At 67.9% G+C, this 17,983-nt stretch carries 15 protein-coding genes; 14 read left to right on the top strand and 1 reads right to left on the bottom strand.

Annotated elements, in window-relative coordinates:
• Nucleotides 1-24: 24 nt before the first annotated feature.
• The 5 genes from ASF08_RS13015 (at nucleotide 25) to ASF08_RS12995 (ending at nucleotide 5,785) form a co-directional block, all read left to right on the top strand.
• Complete coding sequence (locus ASF08_RS13015; protein ID WP_147829196.1) at nucleotides 25-1,134, top strand: PhoH family protein; 1,110 nt, start codon at nucleotides 25-27, stop codon at nucleotides 1,132-1,134.
• 5 nt (nucleotides 1,135-1,139) lie between these two features.
• Entirely contained in the window at nucleotides 1,140-1,631 is a 492-nt protein-coding gene (ybeY, locus tag ASF08_RS13010) for an rRNA maturation RNase YbeY (RefSeq protein WP_056145894.1), read from the top strand.
• A gap of 36 nt (nucleotides 1,632-1,667) precedes the next feature.
• Nucleotides 1,668-2,792: a hemolysin family protein gene (locus ASF08_RS13005; protein WP_056145892.1), complete on the top strand. Its 1,125-nt coding sequence runs from the start codon at nucleotides 1,668-1,670 to the stop codon at nucleotides 2,790-2,792.
• A gap of 117 nt (nucleotides 2,793-2,909) precedes the next feature.
• Complete coding sequence (lnt, locus tag ASF08_RS13000) at nucleotides 2,910-4,601, top strand: apolipoprotein N-acyltransferase (RefSeq protein ID WP_156629582.1); 1,692 nt, start codon at nucleotides 2,910-2,912, stop codon at nucleotides 4,599-4,601.
• The gene (locus ASF08_RS12995; RefSeq protein ID WP_238253811.1) at nucleotides 4,598-5,785 is read left to right on the top strand and encodes a CynX/NimT family MFS transporter; all 1,188 of its coding nucleotides are present in this window, start codon (nucleotides 4,598-4,600) and stop codon (nucleotides 5,783-5,785) included. The genes lnt and ASF08_RS12995 overlap by 4 nt, the downstream gene beginning before the upstream one ends.
• Before the next feature lie 69 nt (nucleotides 5,786-5,854).
• On the opposite strand, the gene ASF08_RS12990 is transcribed toward ASF08_RS12995, so the two are convergent.
• Nucleotides 5,855-7,444, bottom strand: coding sequence for a catalase (locus tag ASF08_RS12990; protein ID WP_056145887.1), 1,590 nt, complete (start codon nucleotides 7,442-7,444; stop codon nucleotides 5,855-5,857).
• A 148-nt stretch (nucleotides 7,445-7,592) separates the two neighbouring features.
• Between ASF08_RS12990 and ASF08_RS12985 the strand changes: the two genes are divergently transcribed.
• The 9 genes from ASF08_RS12985 to ASF08_RS12945 all read left to right on the top strand — a co-directional run bounded on the left by ASF08_RS12985 (nucleotide 7,593) and on the right by ASF08_RS12945 (nucleotide 17,932).
• Complete coding sequence (locus ASF08_RS12985; protein ID WP_056145884.1) at nucleotides 7,593-8,552, top strand: LysR substrate-binding domain-containing protein; 960 nt, start codon at nucleotides 7,593-7,595, stop codon at nucleotides 8,550-8,552.
• A gap of 30 nt (nucleotides 8,553-8,582) precedes the next feature.
• The gene (locus ASF08_RS12980) at nucleotides 8,583-9,632 is read left to right on the top strand and encodes an AbrB family transcriptional regulator (protein WP_056145881.1); all 1,050 of its coding nucleotides are present in this window, start codon (nucleotides 8,583-8,585) and stop codon (nucleotides 9,630-9,632) included.
• A gap of 4 nt (nucleotides 9,633-9,636) precedes the next feature.
• A complete protein-coding gene (locus ASF08_RS12975) occupies nucleotides 9,637-9,984 on the top strand; it encodes a diacylglycerol kinase (RefSeq protein WP_056145878.1) in 348 nt (115 codons plus the stop codon).
• 91 nt (nucleotides 9,985-10,075) lie between these two features.
• Nucleotides 10,076-11,695 (top strand): threonine ammonia-lyase, biosynthetic, encoded by a 1,620-nt coding sequence (gene ilvA, locus ASF08_RS12970; RefSeq protein WP_443136823.1) that lies wholly within the window; start codon nucleotides 10,076-10,078, stop codon nucleotides 11,693-11,695.
• A gap of 164 nt (nucleotides 11,696-11,859) precedes the next feature.
• A complete protein-coding gene (locus ASF08_RS12965) occupies nucleotides 11,860-14,010 on the top strand; it encodes a methyl-accepting chemotaxis protein (protein WP_056145873.1) in 2,151 nt (716 codons plus the stop codon).
• Nucleotides 14,011-14,096: 86 nt separating this feature from the next.
• A complete protein-coding gene (lgt, locus tag ASF08_RS12960) occupies nucleotides 14,097-14,981 on the top strand; it encodes a prolipoprotein diacylglyceryl transferase (RefSeq protein WP_056145870.1) in 885 nt (294 codons plus the stop codon).
• A complete protein-coding gene (locus tag ASF08_RS12955; protein ID WP_056145867.1) occupies nucleotides 14,978-16,054 on the top strand; it encodes a class I SAM-dependent methyltransferase in 1,077 nt (358 codons plus the stop codon). The genes lgt and ASF08_RS12955 overlap by 4 nt, the downstream gene beginning before the upstream one ends.
• A 304-nt stretch (nucleotides 16,055-16,358) precedes the next feature.
• Nucleotides 16,359-16,682, top strand: coding sequence for a rhodanese-like domain-containing protein (locus ASF08_RS12950; protein ID WP_056145863.1), 324 nt, complete (start codon nucleotides 16,359-16,361; stop codon nucleotides 16,680-16,682).
• A gap of 101 nt (nucleotides 16,683-16,783) precedes the next feature.
• Nucleotides 16,784-17,932 carry an efflux RND transporter periplasmic adaptor subunit gene (locus ASF08_RS12945; protein ID WP_018042334.1) on the top strand — a complete coding sequence of 383 codons (1,149 nt, stop codon included), beginning with the start codon at nucleotides 16,784-16,786 and terminating at the stop codon, nucleotides 17,930-17,932.
• Nucleotides 17,933-17,983 lie beyond the last annotated feature (51 nt).

Here is a 17,983-nt window from a genome sequence, read left to right as displayed (position 1 = left end):
AGACCCACAGCAAGGAGACTCTGCGTGCCGGCATCTGACGGTCTGAGTGGACGGGGGGCGCCCTTGCGGGGGCGTGGGCCAGCGGCGCGGATAGGTGAGATCGTGGAGACGGTGGACGTATCGCTGACCTTCGACGACAACCGGCTCGCGAGCCTCGTCTTTGGCCAGTACGATCAGAACGTGGCCCATATCGAGCGGCGCCTCGCCGTCACCGCCACGGCCCTGGGCAACCACCTCGTGGTGAAGGGGCCGCCGGATTCCGCCGAGAAGGCGCGCAAAGTCTTCGAGCGGCTCTATGCCCGCGTGACGGCGAGCGGTACCGCCCTCACCCTCGGCGATGTCGACGGAGCGATCCAGGAGACGACGCTCCAGGGCAACCTCTTCCCCACCGCCGAAGTGAGTGCCGAGCCGGACCGTCCGCATTTCGACCAGATCGCCACGCGCAAGCGCGGCGCCGTGCGAGCCAGGAACGCGGCTCAGGACACCTACATCAAGCTCCTGCGCAACCACGAACTCGTCTTCGCCGAAGGCCCCGCCGGCACCGGCAAGACCTGGCTCGCGGTGGGCTACGCGGTGTCCCTGCTGGAACAGGGCCATGTGGAACGTCTGATCCTGTCGCGCCCCGCCGTCGAGGCTGGCGAGCGTCTCGGCTTCCTGCCCGGCGACATGCGCGAGAAGGTCGATCCCTACCTGCGCCCGATCTACGACGCGCTCTACGACTTCATGGAGGCACGGCACGTGGACCGGAGCCTGCAGACCGGCGTCATCGAGATCGCGCCTCTGGCCTTCATGCGCGGCCGGACCCTGACGAACGCCGTGGTCCTCCTCGACGAGGCCCAGAACACCACCTCGATGCAGATGAAGATGTTTCTCACCCGTCTCGGCGAGAACTCGCGCATGATCATCACCGGTGATCCGAGCCAGGTCGATCTCCCGCCCGGCCAGAAATCCGGCCTCGTCGAGGCCGTGAACATCCTCGACGGCGTCGAGGGGATCGGCCGGGTCACCTTCCGCGACGTCGACGTGGTGCGCCACGACCTCGTTCGCCGCATCGTGACGGCCTATGAAACCGCCGCCCATGGCGAGGGTGGTGCGGATCGCTCGCCCACGTCCCGCCGCCGTCCCCTGGCCTGACGTCGATGCCCGAGATCGAATCCGAGATCGACGTCGCCGTGGAGGACCCCCGCTGGGAATCGGTGGTGCCGGACCTCGAAGCCTTCGTCGTCCGTGCTGTCGAGGCGGGGATCGCCATCGCCCCGGACATGCCGGATCATCCTGTGGAGGTGAGCGTGCTTCTCACCACCGATGCCGTGGTCCAGGACCTGAACCGCACCTGGCGCGGCAAGGACAAGCCCACCAACGTCCTGTCCTTTCCTGCTCCGCCGCAACCCGCCCATGCGGGTGTCGCGGTGCCCCTCGGCGATGTCGTTCTTGCGTATGACACGATGCTGCGCGAGAGTGCCGAGCAGGGAAAACCGCTTCAAGATCACCTCGCGCACCTTCTGATCCATGGCACTCTTCATCTTCTCGGCCAGGACCACGAGACCGGCGACGCGGATGCGAACGCCATGGAGGCCTTGGAGACCGAAGCCCTGCACGGCCTCGGTATTCCCGACCCTTATGCCGACTGAGGGGCGATTCCGCCCGCAATCCCAGATCAGAGAGACATGACGAACGATCGAAGTCGCGGCGCGGCTCTGGCTGCGCCCAGTAGCGGTGACGGTGAGGCGCAGGCGCGCGAGCCCTGGTACGACCGCCTGCTGCACGCCTTCCATCTCCGGCCGCGCGATTCGTTGCGCGACGATATCGAGGATGCACTGGCCGAACCCGATTCGGGAGAGAACGTGTTCTCCCCCCTCGAGCGGGCCATGCTCAAGAACGTCCTCGGGCTGCACAAGGTTCGGGTGGACGACGTGATGATTCCGCGTGCGGACATCGTCGCCGTCTCGATGGAGACGAGCCTCGGCGATCTGCTCAAGCTCTTCCGTACCGCCGGCCATTCGCGGCTCCCGGTCTACGGCGAGACCCTCGACGACCCGCGCGGCATGGTCCACATCCGCGACTTCGTCGATCACATCGCCGCCAAGGCCGAAGCGCCCCCCCGTCGTCCGAGCGCCGCCGTCGCCAGTGCTCTCCCCGACACGTCGGGCGATGTCGTCGCCGTCGTGCCCCCGCGCCCGCGCCGGAGCACCCGCGCGTTGAAGGCGCTCAACCTCGGCAATGTCGATCTCTCGGCGACCCTGGCTTCGACGCGGATCCAGCGTCCCGTCCTGTTCGTTCCGCCGTCCATGCCCGCCATCGATCTCCTGGTGCGGATGCAGGCGACGCGCACGCATATGGCCCTTGTCATCGATGAATATGGCGGGACCGACGGGCTCATCTCCATCGAAGACCTCATCGAGATGGTGGTCGGCGATATCGAGGACGAGCACGACGTGGCCGAAGGCCATCTGGTTCAGCGCGTCGAGGGCGATGCCGACGTGTTCATCGCCGATGCCCGCGCCGGACTCGCCGAGGTATCCGAGGTGAGCGGCGTCGATCTGGTCGCCGCGGTGGGCGAGATGGCCGAGGAGATCGACACGATCGGCGGCCTCATCGTCACTCTCGCCGGACGCGTACCCTCGCGGGGCGAGCTCATCACCGGGCCGGGCGACCTCGAATTCGAGGTGCTCGACGCCGACCCGCGCCGGGTGAAGCGGCTGCGGCTGCATCGCGGCCCGATGAAGATCGCTCCACTGATACCCCTGGCCCTTCCGCCGCCGAGCAGCGGTCCGATCGCCGAAGCCTCGTAGCGCCTCGTTCCGGATCGAGCGCCCCGGATCCTGCGCCAGGCTTTCGTCTCACATCAGCTTTTCCCGAAACGTGACGGTCACGTCTCGGGCTGATGCTTCAGCCGGGATGACCCGAAGATGAGCTACGCCTTCGACGGTGCCGGGTCGCCCCAAGCGCCCCTGCGCGGAAGCGCGACGGGGCCGCTCGCTCACCTCGCGCAATGGATCATGCTCACCTCCGGCTGGCGCCGCCTGCTCGTCGCGGCCGCCGCGGGCGCCGTCGGCGCATTGGCGATGCCGCCTTTCGGTGCCTTGCCCGCCCTCGTCGTTTCGCTGAGCATCGCCGTCTGGCTGATCGATGGGGCGGCGACGGGGCGGCGGGGCAATCGCGGTGCCGTCCTCGCCTGCGCCGTCATCGGCTGGGCCTGGGGCTTCGGCTATCTCACCGCAGGCCTGTGGTGGCTCGGCTCCGCCTTCCTGGTGGAAGCCGACGAGTTCCTGTGGGCCCTGCCCCTCGGTGTCATCGGCCTGCCTGCCCTACTGGCGCTGTTCTATGCGATGGGGTTCGCGCTGGCACGGCTCCTCTGGTCGTCTGGACTGTCGCGGATCGCCGCCCTCGCCATCGGCCTTTCCGCTTGCGAATGGTTGCGCGGCCACCTCTTCACCGGGTTTCCCTGGAACACGCTCGGCATGGCACTGGGCCAGAACCTGTGGCTGATGCAATCCGCGTCGGCGATCGGGCTCTATGGACTCACGCTTCTGGCCGTCCTGATCGGAGCCGCGCCCGCCACCCTCGCCACGGGCGAGACGGCGCGCGGGCGCTACGGTCCGGCCCTGGTCGCCTGTGCCGGACTGGCGGTGATGGCCCTCATCGGCGCATCGCGCATGCCCGCTACCCCTACGGCCACGGTGCCGGGGGTGCGTCTGCGGCTGGTGCAGCCGAACCTCAACCAGGACGCCAAGTTCCGGCCCGAGAACCGGGCGGACATCATCGACTGGTACATCGGCCTCAGTGATCGCGCCGCCGCCCCGGACCGGAGCGGGATCGCCGACGTCACCCATGTGATCTGGCCGGAATCGGCGTTTCCCTTCCTGATCCAGCGCGACCCGGAATCCCTGGCAAGAATCGCCGCCGCCTTTCCGGCCGGGCGGCAACTCATCACCGGCGCGGCCCGCGCCGAGGAGCCGTTGCCCAACGAGCGCCCGCGCTTCTTCAACTCGATCCTGACGATTTCGTCCGGTCCGAAGCTCGGCGACATCTACGACAAGGTTCATCTCGTCCCGTTCGGCGAGTATCTGCCGGGTCCCCTCGACGCCGCCCTGAGGGCAATGGGCCTGCGCCAGTTCGTATCGATCCCCGGCGGATTCACGCCCGGCAGCCGCTCCGGCCAGCGTCTCCTCGACGTGACCGGGCTTCCCCCCGTCGTCGCCACCATCTGCTACGAGGCGATCTTTCCCGGCGAGATCCTGCCCGGACACGCGCCCGACGGTCCGGCGCCCGTGCCGGGGCTGATCCTGAACCTCACCAACGACGCCTGGTTCGGTGATACGCCGGGTCCGCGCCAGCACTTCGCACAGGCGCGGTTGCGGGCCGTGGAGGAAGGATTGCCCCTGGTGCGCGACGCCAATACCGGCATCTCGGCGGTGGTCGACCCGTATGGACGCATCACCGCGAGCCTGCCCGTGGGTGTCGAAGGCATCCTCGACGCGGACCTCCCCGTCCGATTGCCCGGCCGCACAGTCTACGCCGTTCTGCGTGACCTGCCCTTCGCCGGGATGCTTGCCGGCCTCGGCCTCATCGCCCTCCTGGTAAGGCGCCGCATCGCGTGACCGAACCCACATTCCGAAACGCCCGCCCCGTCCTCATCGGGCTCGGGATGATGCTGGTCGCGTTCAACATGCGCCCTGCCCTCACCAGCGTCGGCCCCCTGCTTGATTCCATCCGCGCCGAGACTGGCCTGACCGCCGTGGGGGCGGCGTTCCTGACGACCCTGCCGGTCCTGTGCCTCGGCCTCGCCTGCGTACTCGGCCCGGTCGTGGTGCGGCGGACGGGGGCGGAGCGTGGTGTGCTGGTCGCGATCCTGGTCATCGCCCTCGGCTCGGCCCTGCGCGGGCTTGGAGGGCTCCCTCCCCTCTTTGCCGGGGCTTGTATCGCGGCCGTCGGAATCGGCCTTGCCGGCGTCCTGTTGCCCGGTTTGGTGAAGCGCGACTTCTCCGGGCAGGCCGGATTGATGACCGGACTCTACACGATGGTCCTCTGCCTCGGCGCGGCGACGGGCGCCGGATCGGCGGTGCCCCTGGCCGATGCCTTCGGAGGCTGGACGCGGGCGATGGCGGTCTGGGCCGTGCCGGCCGTGGCGGCGGCCATCGCCTGGATCGTCTTCGTGCCGCACCGCGAGAAGGGGCCGCCGCCCGCCCGCCGCCGCCCGCTCTGGCACGATTCCCTCGCCTGGCAGGTCACCGGTTTCATGGGCCTGCAATCGTCCCTCGCCTACATCACCTTCGGCTGGCTTCCGGTCGTGCTGCAGAGCCGTGGCCTGTCGGCGGTGGAGGCCGGATTCGTCACCTCCATCATGAGCATCGGGCAGGCGCCGAGTGCCCTCCTCGTGCCGGCTTTCGCCGCGCGGCTGCGGGACCAGCGCGGTATCGCGATCGCCCTTCTGATCCTGTCGGCGGCGAGCTTCCTCGCCCTTGTCGATGGACCGGTCGCACTCGTTCTCCCGTTCGGCATCGGGCTCGGTCTCGGAATCGGCGGCTTGTTCGGCCTCGCCCTCACCATCGTGGTGCTGCGTGCCCGCGACGCGGTCGGCGCGGCCGACCTCTCGGCGATGTCCCAGGCGGTGGGCTATTCCATCGCCGCCCTCGGCCCTCTGGGATTCGGTTTGGCGCACGACCTGTTCGGCGGCTGGCGCGTCTCGGCCGGTCTGTTCTGCGCCATCGCCCTGGCGTCCGGAATCTTCGCTCTCGGCGCGGGCCGCGACCGGAAGGTCGGAGCGCCTCCCGCCGCGGAATGACCCCATAAAAAAATCCCCGCGATCACGGAGATCGCGGAGAGGTCATGGCTCAGTCCGAATGACCGGAGCTTACTCGGCGGCGACGCGATGCGCCTGGCTGCCGTCCGTATAGGTCTCGGCCTGGAGACGCTTGCCCGGAGCCGCGCGGCCCGGAAGCGGCGGCAGGGCCTTGGCCTTCTCCAGATCGATGCCGGCACCTTCGGCGACGCGACGGCCGTAATCCTCGTCGGCATGCCAGAAGTGCCAGACCATCCGCAGCTGGATGGGCTCCGGGCACTGCTTCATGTCGCCGACGAGATTGGCGATCAGGTCGTCACGCTCCCAATCCTGGAAAGAACGGTAGCGGATGCCGGCCTGGGTGTAATCGTCTTCGGTGCGCGAGGTCTGGTAGCGGCCGAGCTGGCCCTGGACCGGCTGGTGATAGTCCTTGGCGGGCTTCGGAGCTTCGCGCAGGCCCTCGGCCAGGGTGGAGGGCTCGTAGTTGATGTGCCGATTCGGGCCGGTGCCGTCGACCGAATAGGTCATCTGGCCATCACGCTGGTTCGAATATACCTTCACACCGGGCTGCGGCGCATTGATCGGCAGCTGCAGGTAGTTGGCACCGACGCGGTAACGCTGGGTGTCCGAGTAGGACAGCGTCCGGCCCTGGAGCATCTTGTCGTCCGAGAAGTCGATGCCGTCCACGAGCACACCGGTGCCGAAGGCCGACTGCTCGACTTCCGCGAAGAAGTTGTCCGGCACGCGGTCCAGCACCATGCGGCCCACGGGCAGAAGCGGGAAGTCCTCGACCGGCCACAGCTTGGTGTCGTCGAGGGGATCGAACGACAGGTGGTCGTTCGGGCCGTCCGGCATGATCTGCACGCAGAATTCCCACTCGGGGAAGTTACCCTTGGAGATGTTGTCGTAGAGGTCGCGGGTCGCGTGACCGACATCCTTGGCCTGGATCTCGGAGGCCTGGGCCGAGGTCAGGTTGCGGATGCCCTGCTTGGGCTCCCAATGGAACTTGCAGAGCACGGCTTCACCCTGGTCGTTGACCAGCTTGTAGGTGTTGACGCCCGAGCCCTCCATCTCGCGATAGTTGGCGGGAATGCCCCAGGGCGACTTCAGATGCGTCACCATGTGGATGGCTTCAGGGTGCTGGGCCACGAAGTCGAAGAAGCGCCATGGCTCCTGGCGGTTCGTCACCGGGTCCGGCTTGAACGCATGGATCATGTCGGGGAACTTGATCGCGTCGCGGATGAAGAAGACCTTGAGGTTGTTACCCACGAGATCCCAATTGCCGTCGACGGTCTTGAACTTCACCGCGAAGCCGCGCGGGTCGCGCTCGGTCTCGGGGCTCTCCTTGGCGCCGGCCACGGTGGAGAAGCGCACGAACATCGGCGTCTTCACGCCGGTCTCGTTCAGCACGCGAGCACGGGTATACTTGGAAGCCGGCTCGTTGCCGATCTTGCCGTAGGCTTCGAAATAGCCATGGGCGCCGGCGCCGCGGGCATGGACGACGCGCTCGGGAATACGCTCACGGTCGAAATGAGTGATCTTCTCGATGAACTGATAGTTCTCGAGGGTCGCCGGTCCCCGCTCGCCGACCGTGCGCGTGCTCTGGTTGTCACGGACCGGATGGCCCTGGCGGGTGGTCAGTATCGGGCGTTGATCGCTCATGCGGGACTCTCTCCTGAAATGTCGGGACGATCCGGATCGGGCATGCGGCGCCGCTACGCCATCCTGGAATCGTTCTGAGACACCCTTATGAACCGCGCCGGATCGTTTGGCTAATGCATCGTCGCAAAGGCTGCGATAGATAGAGCCTATGAACGTATCGGGTCTGTCCCTCCGGGATCTGGAATATGCCGTGGCCGTGGCCGACGAGAGCCACTTCGGCCGGGCGGCCGAACGCTGCAACGTCAGTCAGCCCACTTTGAGTGTGCAGGTGCGCAAGCTCGAAGAGGCCCTGGGCGTCGTCCTGTTCGAGCGCGGCAACCGGCGGGTCATGCTGACACCGGCGGGACAGAGCATCGTCCGGCAGGCGCGCACGGTTCTGGCGGAGGCGCAACGCCTGCTGGCCCTGGCGAGCGAAGGGCGCGGCGCGCCGCTCACCGGCCGCCTCGTCCTCGCGGCGATCCAGACCCTCGGCCCCTACCTGTTCCCGCTCGTGCTTCGGACGTTGAGGCAGGAATTTCCCGTCCTGTCCCTGGCGCTGAGCGAGGCCAGGACCGCGGAGATCCTGGAAGGCCTGCGTGACGGGCGGATCGATGCCGCGTTGATCTCCCTGCCGGTACCGACCTCCGGTCTCACCGTCTCGCCGCTGTTCATCGAGCCGTTCCTGCTGGCCTGCCCCGCCGACCATGCCCTCGCCCAGGGGGGAGCGTTGCGGGCGACGGATATCGCCGGGCCGGACCTGCTTCTCCTCGACGAAGGCAACTGCCTGCGCGATCAGGCGGTCGCCGCGTGCGGCGCCGGCTCGGCGGCGGGCCGCCACGCCACCTCCCTCGAGACCCTGCGCTCGATGGTGGCCGCCGGCGCAGGCTACACCCTCCTCCCCGCCCTCGCCGTGCCGGCCGGGGCCGATGCCAGCGGCCTCACCGTGACGCGCAGCTTCGATGTGGATGGACCGGGCCGCACCATCGCGCTCGCCTGGCGGTCCAGCGATCCACGCGCCGCCGGCCTGTCGCATCTGGCGGGCTTCTTCAGGGCGCATGCCCCCGCCGGGACCGCGGCGTTTCGCGACGATGCCGGGGCGAACCGTGACAGTGGCGCCGATCCGGTGTAACGGCGGGCACTTCCCAACTATCGGTTTCCCGTGCTCAGCCCGCGCTCCCTCGGCCTTTGGACGGCGCTCGTCGCCGCCTCGGCCGCTATCGCCTACGGCCTCACGCTGGCACAGTTCCCGGCGGCGCTCCTCCTGGGGCCGATGCTCGTGGCCATCGCCTTCGGGGTCGGCGGGGCGAGCCTGTCGCTGGCGCGGCCCGGGTTCCAGGCGGCGCAGGCCATCATCGGCTGCCTCGTCGCCAAGGCGGTCACCGCCGATATCGTCGGGACGCTCCTCGATGACGGATTGCTGATCCTCGCCGTGGTGCTCGTCACCGTGATGGCCGGCGCCCTCGTGGGCTGGGCATTGACCCGCCTGCGGATCCTTCCCGGCAGCACCGCCGCCTGGGGCTCCTCCCCCGGTGGGGCCGCCGCCATGACGGCCATGGCCGAGGAATACGGCGCGGACCCGCGCCTCGTCGCCTTCATGCAATATGTGCGCGTCGCCGCCGTCGTCCTCTCGGCCTCCGTGGTCGCCCGTATACTTACCGATACGTCGAGCACCGCGAAGGCCGCTGCCCTGGCCGATACCGGCATCCTGCCCGTTCTCGCCACTCTCGCGGTCGCCGGGATCGGCGTCGCGCTGGCCCGGCTCCTGCGCCTGCCCGCGAGCGCCCTCGTCGGGCCGATGATCCTGGGCGCCGTCCTCCATGCCACGGGCCTCGTCTCGATGGCCCTGCCCGAACCGCTCCTCGACCTCGCCTATGCCTGTATCGGCTGGTATGTCGGTCTGCGCTTCACGGCGCAGACCTTGCGCGAGACATTCGCCGCCCTGCCGGGCATCCTCGTCGCCACCTTCGCCGTCATCGCCCTGTGCGGCGGCTGGGCCTACGGCCTCACCTTCCTGCTGCCGGTGGACTTCCTCACGGCGTTTCTCGCCACCAGTCCGGGCGGGCTCGATTCCGTGGCGATCATCGCGGTGGGCTCCAAGGCCGACGTGTCCTTCGTCCTGGCCGTGCAGACCCTGCGCCTGTTCGTGGTGCTCCTCACCGGCCCGCTTCTCGCGAAATGGATCGCCCGCGGCGCTCCCGCGGATCGCTGACCCCATGCACGCGCTCTATCTCGCCTTCCTCAATTCCTGGCGCGGCCTCGTCTTCGGCGCCCGGACCGAACGAGCCCTGCGCCTTGAACTCGTCCTGCTTGTGATCGGAATTCCCGCCGCGTTGCTGATGGGGTCGACGCTCTGGGTTCGCGTGGCACTGCTGGCGAGCCTGCTCGCGATGCTGGCGGCGGAGTTCTTGAATACGGCGATCGAGAAGCTCTGCGACCACCTCCACCCCGATCGCCATGTCAGGATCGGCGTCGTGAAGGACCTCGCCTCCGCGGGCGCCTTCATGGCGCAGGCTCTGGTGGCCCTGGTGTGGCTGGCGGCCGCCATCGACAGGTTCTTCTAAAGCCGTCGCTCCCTCGCCATCTCCGCGACGGGCGGCGCCTTGTCCCACCGGGCCGGGGGATCGCCCCTCGCTTCTTCCGTCCCACGGGCGTATCCCGAAGCTCATCCGACACCGATCCCAGACCTGCGACGGAGCACGCGTCTCCTTGACCGACTACATCCGCAAGATCCTCACCGCCCGCGTCTACGACGTCGCCATCGAGAGCCCGCTCGATCCCATGCCGCGCATGTCCGCGCGTCTGGGGCGCCCGGTCCTGCTCAAGCGAGAGGACCTGCAGCCGGTCTTCTCGTTCAAGCTGCGCGGCGCCTACAACAAGATGTCGGGTCTCTCGTCCGAGGTGCTGGCGCGCGGGGTCGTCTGCGCCTCGGCCGGAAACCATGCCCAGGGCGTTGCTCTCGCGGCGGCTCGGCTCACCGTGCGTGCCGTCATCGTGATGCCGCGCACGACCCCCGCCATCAAGGTCGATGCCTGCCGCGCGCGCGGGGCCGAGGTCGTGCTGTTCGGCGATACGTTCGACGAGGCGCTCGGCCATGCCCGCCAGTTGGAAGGCGAGCAGGGGCTCACCTTCCTCCACCCGTTCGACGATCCCGATGTGATCGCCGGCCAGGGCACCATCGGCATGGAGATCCTGACCCAGCATTCCGGACCGATCGAGGCGATCTTCGTGCCGGTCGGCGGCGGCGGTCTCGCCGCCGGCATCGCCACCTTCGTGAAGTACCTGCGGCCCGAGACCAAGGTCATCGGCGTCGAGCCGGACGATGCCGCCTGCATGGCGGCGGCCCTGGCCGCCGACGAGCGTGTCGTGCTGCCGACCGTAGGATTGTTCGCCGACGGCGTCGCCGTGCGCCAGGCCGGCGAGGAGACCTTCCGCCTCTGCCGCGAGCATCTCGACGGGGTCATCACCGTGGATACCGACGCCATGTGCGCGGCGGTCAAGGACATCTTCGACGATACCCGCGCGGTCTCCGAGCCCTCCGGCGCGCTGGCTCTGGCCGGTGCGAAGGTCTACGCGGCGCGCGAGGGCGGCTCGGCCGGGACGCTGGTGGCGATCTCGTCGGGAGCCAACCTCAATTTCGATCGTCTGCGCCACATTGCCGAGCGTGCCGAGATCGGCGAGCAGCGCGAGGCGCTCCTCGGCGTTACGATCCCCGAGCGCGCGGGCGCCTATCGCGCGTTCATCCGCCATCTCGGCCCGCGTGCGATCACCGAGTTCAACTACCGCTACGCGCCCTCCGCCGAGGCGCAGATTTTCGTGGGCATCAACCTGCCCGGCGGGATCCCGGAAAAGCGCGATCTCATCGCCGGCCTTCGGGCCGACGGCTACAGCGTGGTCGATCTCAGCGACAACGAGATGGCCAAGGTTCACATCCGCTACATGGTCGGCGGCCGTTCGGCCGAACTCGCCGACGAGCGCATCTACCGGTTCCAGTTTCCGGAGCGGCCGGGCGCCCTCCTGCGATTCCTCGACGGCCTCGCGGACGGGTTCAACATCACCCTGTTCCACTACCGTAACCACGGAGCCGATTACGGCCGCGTGCTCGCCGGGATCAGCGTGCCCGCCGAAGAGCGCCAGCGTTTCGACGCCGCCCTGGACGCTCTCGGATACCCATGCGTCGATGAGACGGACAATCTCGCGTACCGCCTGTTCCTGGCGACAGGAGAGGTCGCCCGGCCGGAAATCGCTGCCTCCGAGGCCGCTTCCGCCCATTGAGCATTGTCGGTGATGCTTGTCCCGGCCTTCCCTCATGGAGGCCGGGCAATGCCGAAACAGCATTTTTCGAGCATGAAAAGTACGCAGCCCCGCCCCGGAGGAACGTTTTCTAAATTTGTCATAGGATAATTTGCACCCCAGTTTATCGAGGGGCTTCCGTTCTTATGTCTATCGTTAGCAGTCTCAATGTCCGCCTGCCCGTCATCATCGTGGGGTTGGCGATGGTCAGCACCGCCGTCATGGGCAGTCTGAGCTGGTACTCAGCCAAGTCCGGCTTGATCTCCGCCGTGCAGGAACGGCTGGAATTCGCCGCCACGGCCCGCAAGATCGGCCTGGAACTGATCGCCGATCGGGCACGCGGCGATCTGGTGGCCACCGCCGGCAACAATCAGGTTTCGAGCAATGTCGGCGATCTGGTCGAGTCTCTCGATCCGGCGAAGGCCGATTATGCCGGCCTCGTGCAGGCCTTCACCAGCCCGACGACCGCGCAGGAACGCATGGCGGTCGAGGGCACCGGCACCATGTATGGCCGTCGCCATGCGAAAGTGCAGGAAGTGGCCCGCAAGCTCGTGGAGCGTCCCGGCTATGCCGACCTTCTCTTCGTCGATGAAGAAGGGCGCATCGTCTACACCACCACGAAGGGGGCGGATTTCACCCATAACCTGTCGGAGCCGGAGCTTCAGAAGACCGGCCTCGCCAAACTCATCGAGCGCCTGAAGACCGCTGAGCCCGATACGGTTCTGACGCAGGACTTCACTGCCTATCCCGCCGATTCCGGTCCCTCCGCCTTCCTCGGTCGCGGCATCTACCGTCGCGCCAACGTCGCCATGGGAACCGGCCAGGCCGCCTCGCGGATCGGCTTTCTCGTGCTGCGCGTGACGCCCGCCCTGTTCGACGCCTCGCTGTCCGAGCGAAACGGCCTGGGTGCCACCGGACAGGTGATGGCCGTCGGCTCCGATGGCCTGCTGCGCGGCAACCCGCCCCTGAACGCATCCGCGAAGGCGGGCATGCCCGTCGCGACGACGGGTCTCGATGCCGAGAACCTGAAGTCCGGCAAGCCCTTCGTCTACGGCAGCGGCGACAAGGCCCGCCTGGCCGCCACCGCCTCGATCTCGATGATGGGGTCACCCTGGACCATCGTCGCCGAGCAGGCCCAGGGCGAGGCGCTCCATTCCGTGGATAGCCTGACGAAGTCGCTGCTCATGTCGGCTCTCGCGGTTCTCGCTGCCACCGCTCTTCTCGGCCTGCTCTTCGCCCGCAGCATCGTCCGGCCCCTCGGCGCCCTCGCCCGTGCCCTCCAGGCCTTGGCCCGCCGCGAGATCCTCGAAGAGGTTCCCGGCAGCCGTCGTGCCGACGAGATCGGCGACATCGCCCGCGCCGTCGTCACCATCCGCGACATTTCGCTGGAAGATGCGGCTCAGCAGCTTCGCACCACCGAGGCCTCCCGCATGCGCGCGGAGATCGAGCGCCGCGCCCTGCTCAACGAACTCGCCGACAATTTCGAGCGCTCCGTCGGCCGCATCGTCGATGGCGTGTCGTCCGCCTCGGCGAGCCTGCACGATGCGTCGAACAGCATGACCATGACGGTGGACGGCACGGTCAGCCGTTCGACGTCGGTCGCCGCCACCGCCCACCAGACCGCCGGCAACGTCAACGCGGTGGCCGCCGCCGCCGAGGAGCTCGGCGCGACGGTGCAGGAGATCGGACGTCAGGTCGAGCAGGCCGCCGACATGTCCCGCTCCGCCGTCGAGGAGGCAAGCCGTACCGCGGAGACCATGCGCACGCTGTCGGTCGCCGCAACGCGCATCGGTGACGTGGTCGGCATGGTCCAGCAGATCGCATCGCAGACCAACCTGCTGGCCCTCAACGCGACCATCGAAGCCGCGCGTGCGGGCGAAGCCGGACGCGGGTTCGCCGTCGTGGCGGCCGAGGTGAAGAGCCTCGCCGAGCAGACCTCCCGCGCCACGGCCGAAATCCACCAGCAGGTGGAGGCGATCCAGGGCGCGACCAACGGCGCGTCGGGCGCGATCCAGGGCATCGTCTCGCGGATCGAGAGCATGAGCATGGTCACCAGCAGCATCGCCGCGGCCGTGGAGGAGCAGAGCCTCACGACGCAGGAGATCGTCCGCAACATGGGGCAGGCTTCGGCCGGTACCGGCGCCATGACCACGGATATCGAGGAGGTCGCCCGCTCGGCGGCCGAGGCCGGCACCTCCGCCGGCCGGGTCCTGACGGCCTCGGAAGATCTGTCGACCCAGTCCGACAGCCTGCGTTCGGAAGTCGGTCAATTCCTCGCGACGGTGCGGGCCGCCTGACCCGTCATGGGCCTCCCGCGTCGCCCGAGGGTTGACGCGGGAGGCCCGGCGCGTCCAAAGCCGGCCTCCTTCCTGGAGGCCAGCCGATGCCGCCGTTGCTCGCCCTGCCCTTTCCCGCCATCGATCCGGTGGCGGTGGCGATCGGCCCGATCACGATCAAGTGGTACGCCCTGTCCTACATCGTCGGCCTCGTCGGCGGTTGGTTCTATGCCCGCCGGCTGGTGGCGGCGGACCGGTTCTGGGGTGTCGTGCGGCGGCCGAGCCTCAACGATATCGACGACCTCATCGTCTGGGTCGCCCTCGGCGTCGTCCTCGGCGGCCGCATCGGCTACGTCCTGTTCTACAATTTGCCGCTCTATCTCGACGATCCCCTCGAGATCCTGGCGATCCGCAACGGCGGCATGTCGTTCCACGGCGGCTTTCTCGGTGCCGTCCTGGCCATGGTGCTGTTCGCCCGCTCGCGAAAACTGTCTCCCTATACCCTTCTCGATCTCGCCGCCGTCGTCGTTCCCATCGGACTGTTCTTCGGTCGCATCGCCAATTTCGTGAACGGCGAGCTGTGGGGGCGGATCGCCCCGGATTTCGCCTACGCGGTGGTGTTTCCCTCGGGCGGCCCGCTGGCGCGGCACCCGAGCCAGCTCTACGAGGCGGCCACGGAGGGGGCTCTCCTGTTCGTGGTGATGGCCATCGCCGTCCGCGCCTTCGGCTTCCGCAAACCGGGGCTCCTCGGCGGACTCTTCGTCCTCGGCTACGCGCTCGCCCGCACGTTCTGCGAGTTTTTTCGTGAACCCGACCGGCAGCTTGGATACCTCTTCGGTACCGGGGACTGGCGCTATGGCGGCATCACCATGGGGATGCTGCTCTGCGTGCCGATGGCCCTGATCGGCATCGCCTATATCGTCCTCGCCGCCCGCGGCGTGACGCAGCCGCGCCCTGAACAGGCGGAGACCGTACGGGCCGACGCAGCGTGACCACGCCGCTCTTCGCCGAGATCCGCGACGAAATCGTCGAGACCGGCCCCATCGGCATCGCCCGTTACATGGCGCTCTGCCTCGGACATCCGGTCCACGGCTATTACCGCAGCCGCGATCCCCTCGGCGCCCGCGGCGATTTCGTCACCGCGCCCGAGATCAGCCAGATGTTCGGCGAGCTGATCGGTATCTGGATCGCCCTGACATGGGCCGCCATGGGCGGACCGAGCCACCTCGTCCTGGCGGAACTCGGCCCCGGTCGCGGCACGCTGATGGCCGACGCCCTGCGGGCCTTGAACCGCGCGGCACCCGATTGGAAGCCCGCCATTCACCTCGTCGAGACCAGCCCCGTTCTTCGGGCGGCGCAGGCGTCCCGCCTCGCCGTCGTTTCACCCACGTGGCACGATGGCATCGAGACCCTGCCCGATGGGCCGATGATCGTCATCGCCAACGAGTTCTTCGACGCCCTCCCCGTTCGCCAGTTCCTGAGGACGCAGCGCGGCTGGTGCGAACGCCTCGTCGGCCTCTCTCCGGATGGCGGCCGCCTCGCCTTCGGTCTCGCGGCGGAGCCCGACCGGGAAATCGCGGTCCAGGCGCCGGTCGGGGCGCTGATGACCGTTCCGGGACCGGCCCTCGACATCGTGCGGAGCTTGAGCCGCCGGATCGTCACTCAGGGCGGCGCGCTCCTGGCCATCGATTACGGCCATGTGCGGCCTGGATTCGGCGATACGCTCCAGGCGGTATCCGCCCATCGCTTCACCGATCCGCTGCTGGCTCCCGGCGAGGCGGATCTGACGACCCATGTCGATTTCGCTGCCCTCGGGAGGGCCGCGATCGGCGAGGGAGCCCGAGTCGATGGTCCCTTGGACCAGCGGGGGTTCCTCCTGAACCTGGGCCTGCGTGAGCGCGCGGATCGCCTGAAGGGCGTGGCGAGCCAAGCACAGGCCGAAGCGGTCGACGCCGCCTTCCATCGCCTGACCGCGTCGGAAAAAAGAGGAATGGGCAGCCTGTTCCAGGCCATCGGGATCGCTGATCCAAGACTGGCCGCTCTCAGCGGTTTCGCCTCGGCCTAAGACCGCGGTCTTCATGAAGTAGCCGCCGGGATCGAGGCGCCGAAGAGGGCGCCCGGGTAGATCGCGCGCCCTGTCCCATAAGGCTGTTCAAGGTACGCATTCGATCGGCGGGAGGTCGAGGTGGTCATCGCTCCTATCCGTCCCGCACGAACGGCTTCGCTCTATCGCGCCGAACCTCCTCCGGCCCGTATTGCCGAACGCTGGCGATGGCACTTGTCCGACAGGGAATTTGCCGTGATGACGCCTGACGCATAAGAACATTCGCCACGAGTCTCCGTGTGGCGACGAAGCGAGGGCCAAGCGCATGAAGGTTGTCGATCTCGACCGGGAGACGATCAAGCGGGGACTCGAGGATCGCTCGATCCTGCTCATCGACGTGCGGGAGCCTCACGAATACGCGGCCGGGCACATTCCGGGTTCCGTCACCCACCCTCTGTCCACCTTCGACACGCGCGCCCTGTCGGCTCTGATCGCCGAGGACGGTCGTCGCCCGGTCTTCTCCTGCGCGGCCGGTGTCCGTTCGGTCCACGCCCTGGCCGCCGCTCAATCCGCCGGGATCCCGGTGGAGGAGCATTATGTCGGTGGGTTCAAGGACTGGTATCTGGCCGAGGAAACGGTCGAATCCTGAACATTTCACGTCTCAATCCCATAGCTCCACGGGCTATGTGCGGCAGCGCACGACATCACGGGAACGGTGCCTTTAGCTCGCAGGGCGCAGGGAAAAGCAACATGATCAAGCGTCCGCTCTCCGGATGGTCGTCCGCGATCCTCCTGTCCGCCGTATTTCTGGCTTTCGCCTCTCCGGTTTCCGCCCAGGCCCCCGGTGGTCCGCCTCCGAAGGTGACCACGGCCAAGCCGGTGGTGCGCGAGATCGTCGAGACCGATGTCTATACGGGCCGGTTCGATCCCGTGGAGATCGTCGACGTCCGGGCGCGGGTCACGGGCTATCTCGAGAAGGTCAATTTCGTGGACGGCGCCACGGTGAAGAAGGGCGACCTGCTCTTCGTGATCGACCGTCGCCCCTACAAGGCCGCCCTCGATCAGGCCAAGGCCGCCCTCACCTCCGCCCAGGCCGGACTGACCTTTTCCCAGACCGACCTCGAACGCGCTCAGACCCTGAGCCGTTCCGGCAACATCTCCGAGCAGGTGACGGACCAGCGCCGGCAGGCGTCGCAGACGGCTCAGGCCAATGTGGACAGCGCCGATGCGCAGTTGCGCCAGGCACAGCTCAATTACGACTTCACCGAAGTCCGCGCGCCGATCTCGGGCCGTATCAGCCAGCGCCTCGTCACCGAGGGCAATATCGTCATCACCGATCAGACCCAGCTGACCACGATCGTCTCCCTCGACCCGATCTACTTCGGCTTCACCGTGGATGAGCGCTCCTTTCTGAAATATCAGGGCAGCCTCGGCATCGGCATGGGGCAGACCCAGAAGGGCAAGGGCGTTCCGATCCTGATCGCCCTGACCAACGAGACCAAGCCGACCCGTAAGGGCACCCTCGACTTCGTGGACAACCGCGTCGACAACGCCACCGGTACGGTGCTGCTGCGCGCCACCGTCGAGAACCCGGACGGCTTCATCAAGCCGGGCCTGTTCGGCATCGTCTCGCTCCCGGCAACGAAGCCCTTCCAGGGCATCCTCCTGCCCGACGAGGCCATCTCCGCGAACCAGGACAAGCGCATCGTCTACATCGTCGCCGACGATGGCTCGGTGAGCACCCGCGACGTGAAGCTCGGGCCGAAGGTCGATGGTTACCGCGTGATCCGCGAAGGCCTGAAGGGTGACGAGAACGTCGTCGTCAACGGCCTGTCCCGCGTCCGCCCGGGCGCCAAGGTGACGGCGGAGGCGAGCACGCTGCCGCCGAGCCGCAGCTGACGCGCAACCCACTCTAGACCGGACCCGCCGGTTTCCGCCTTCCGTTTCAGG

The organism is Methylobacterium sp. Leaf85, assembly GCF_001422125.1.
In the GTDB taxonomy this organism is placed as follows: domain Bacteria; phylum Pseudomonadota; class Alphaproteobacteria; order Rhizobiales; family Beijerinckiaceae; genus Methylobacterium; species Methylobacterium bullatum.
This window is presented reverse-complemented; position numbering and strand designations above follow the sequence as displayed.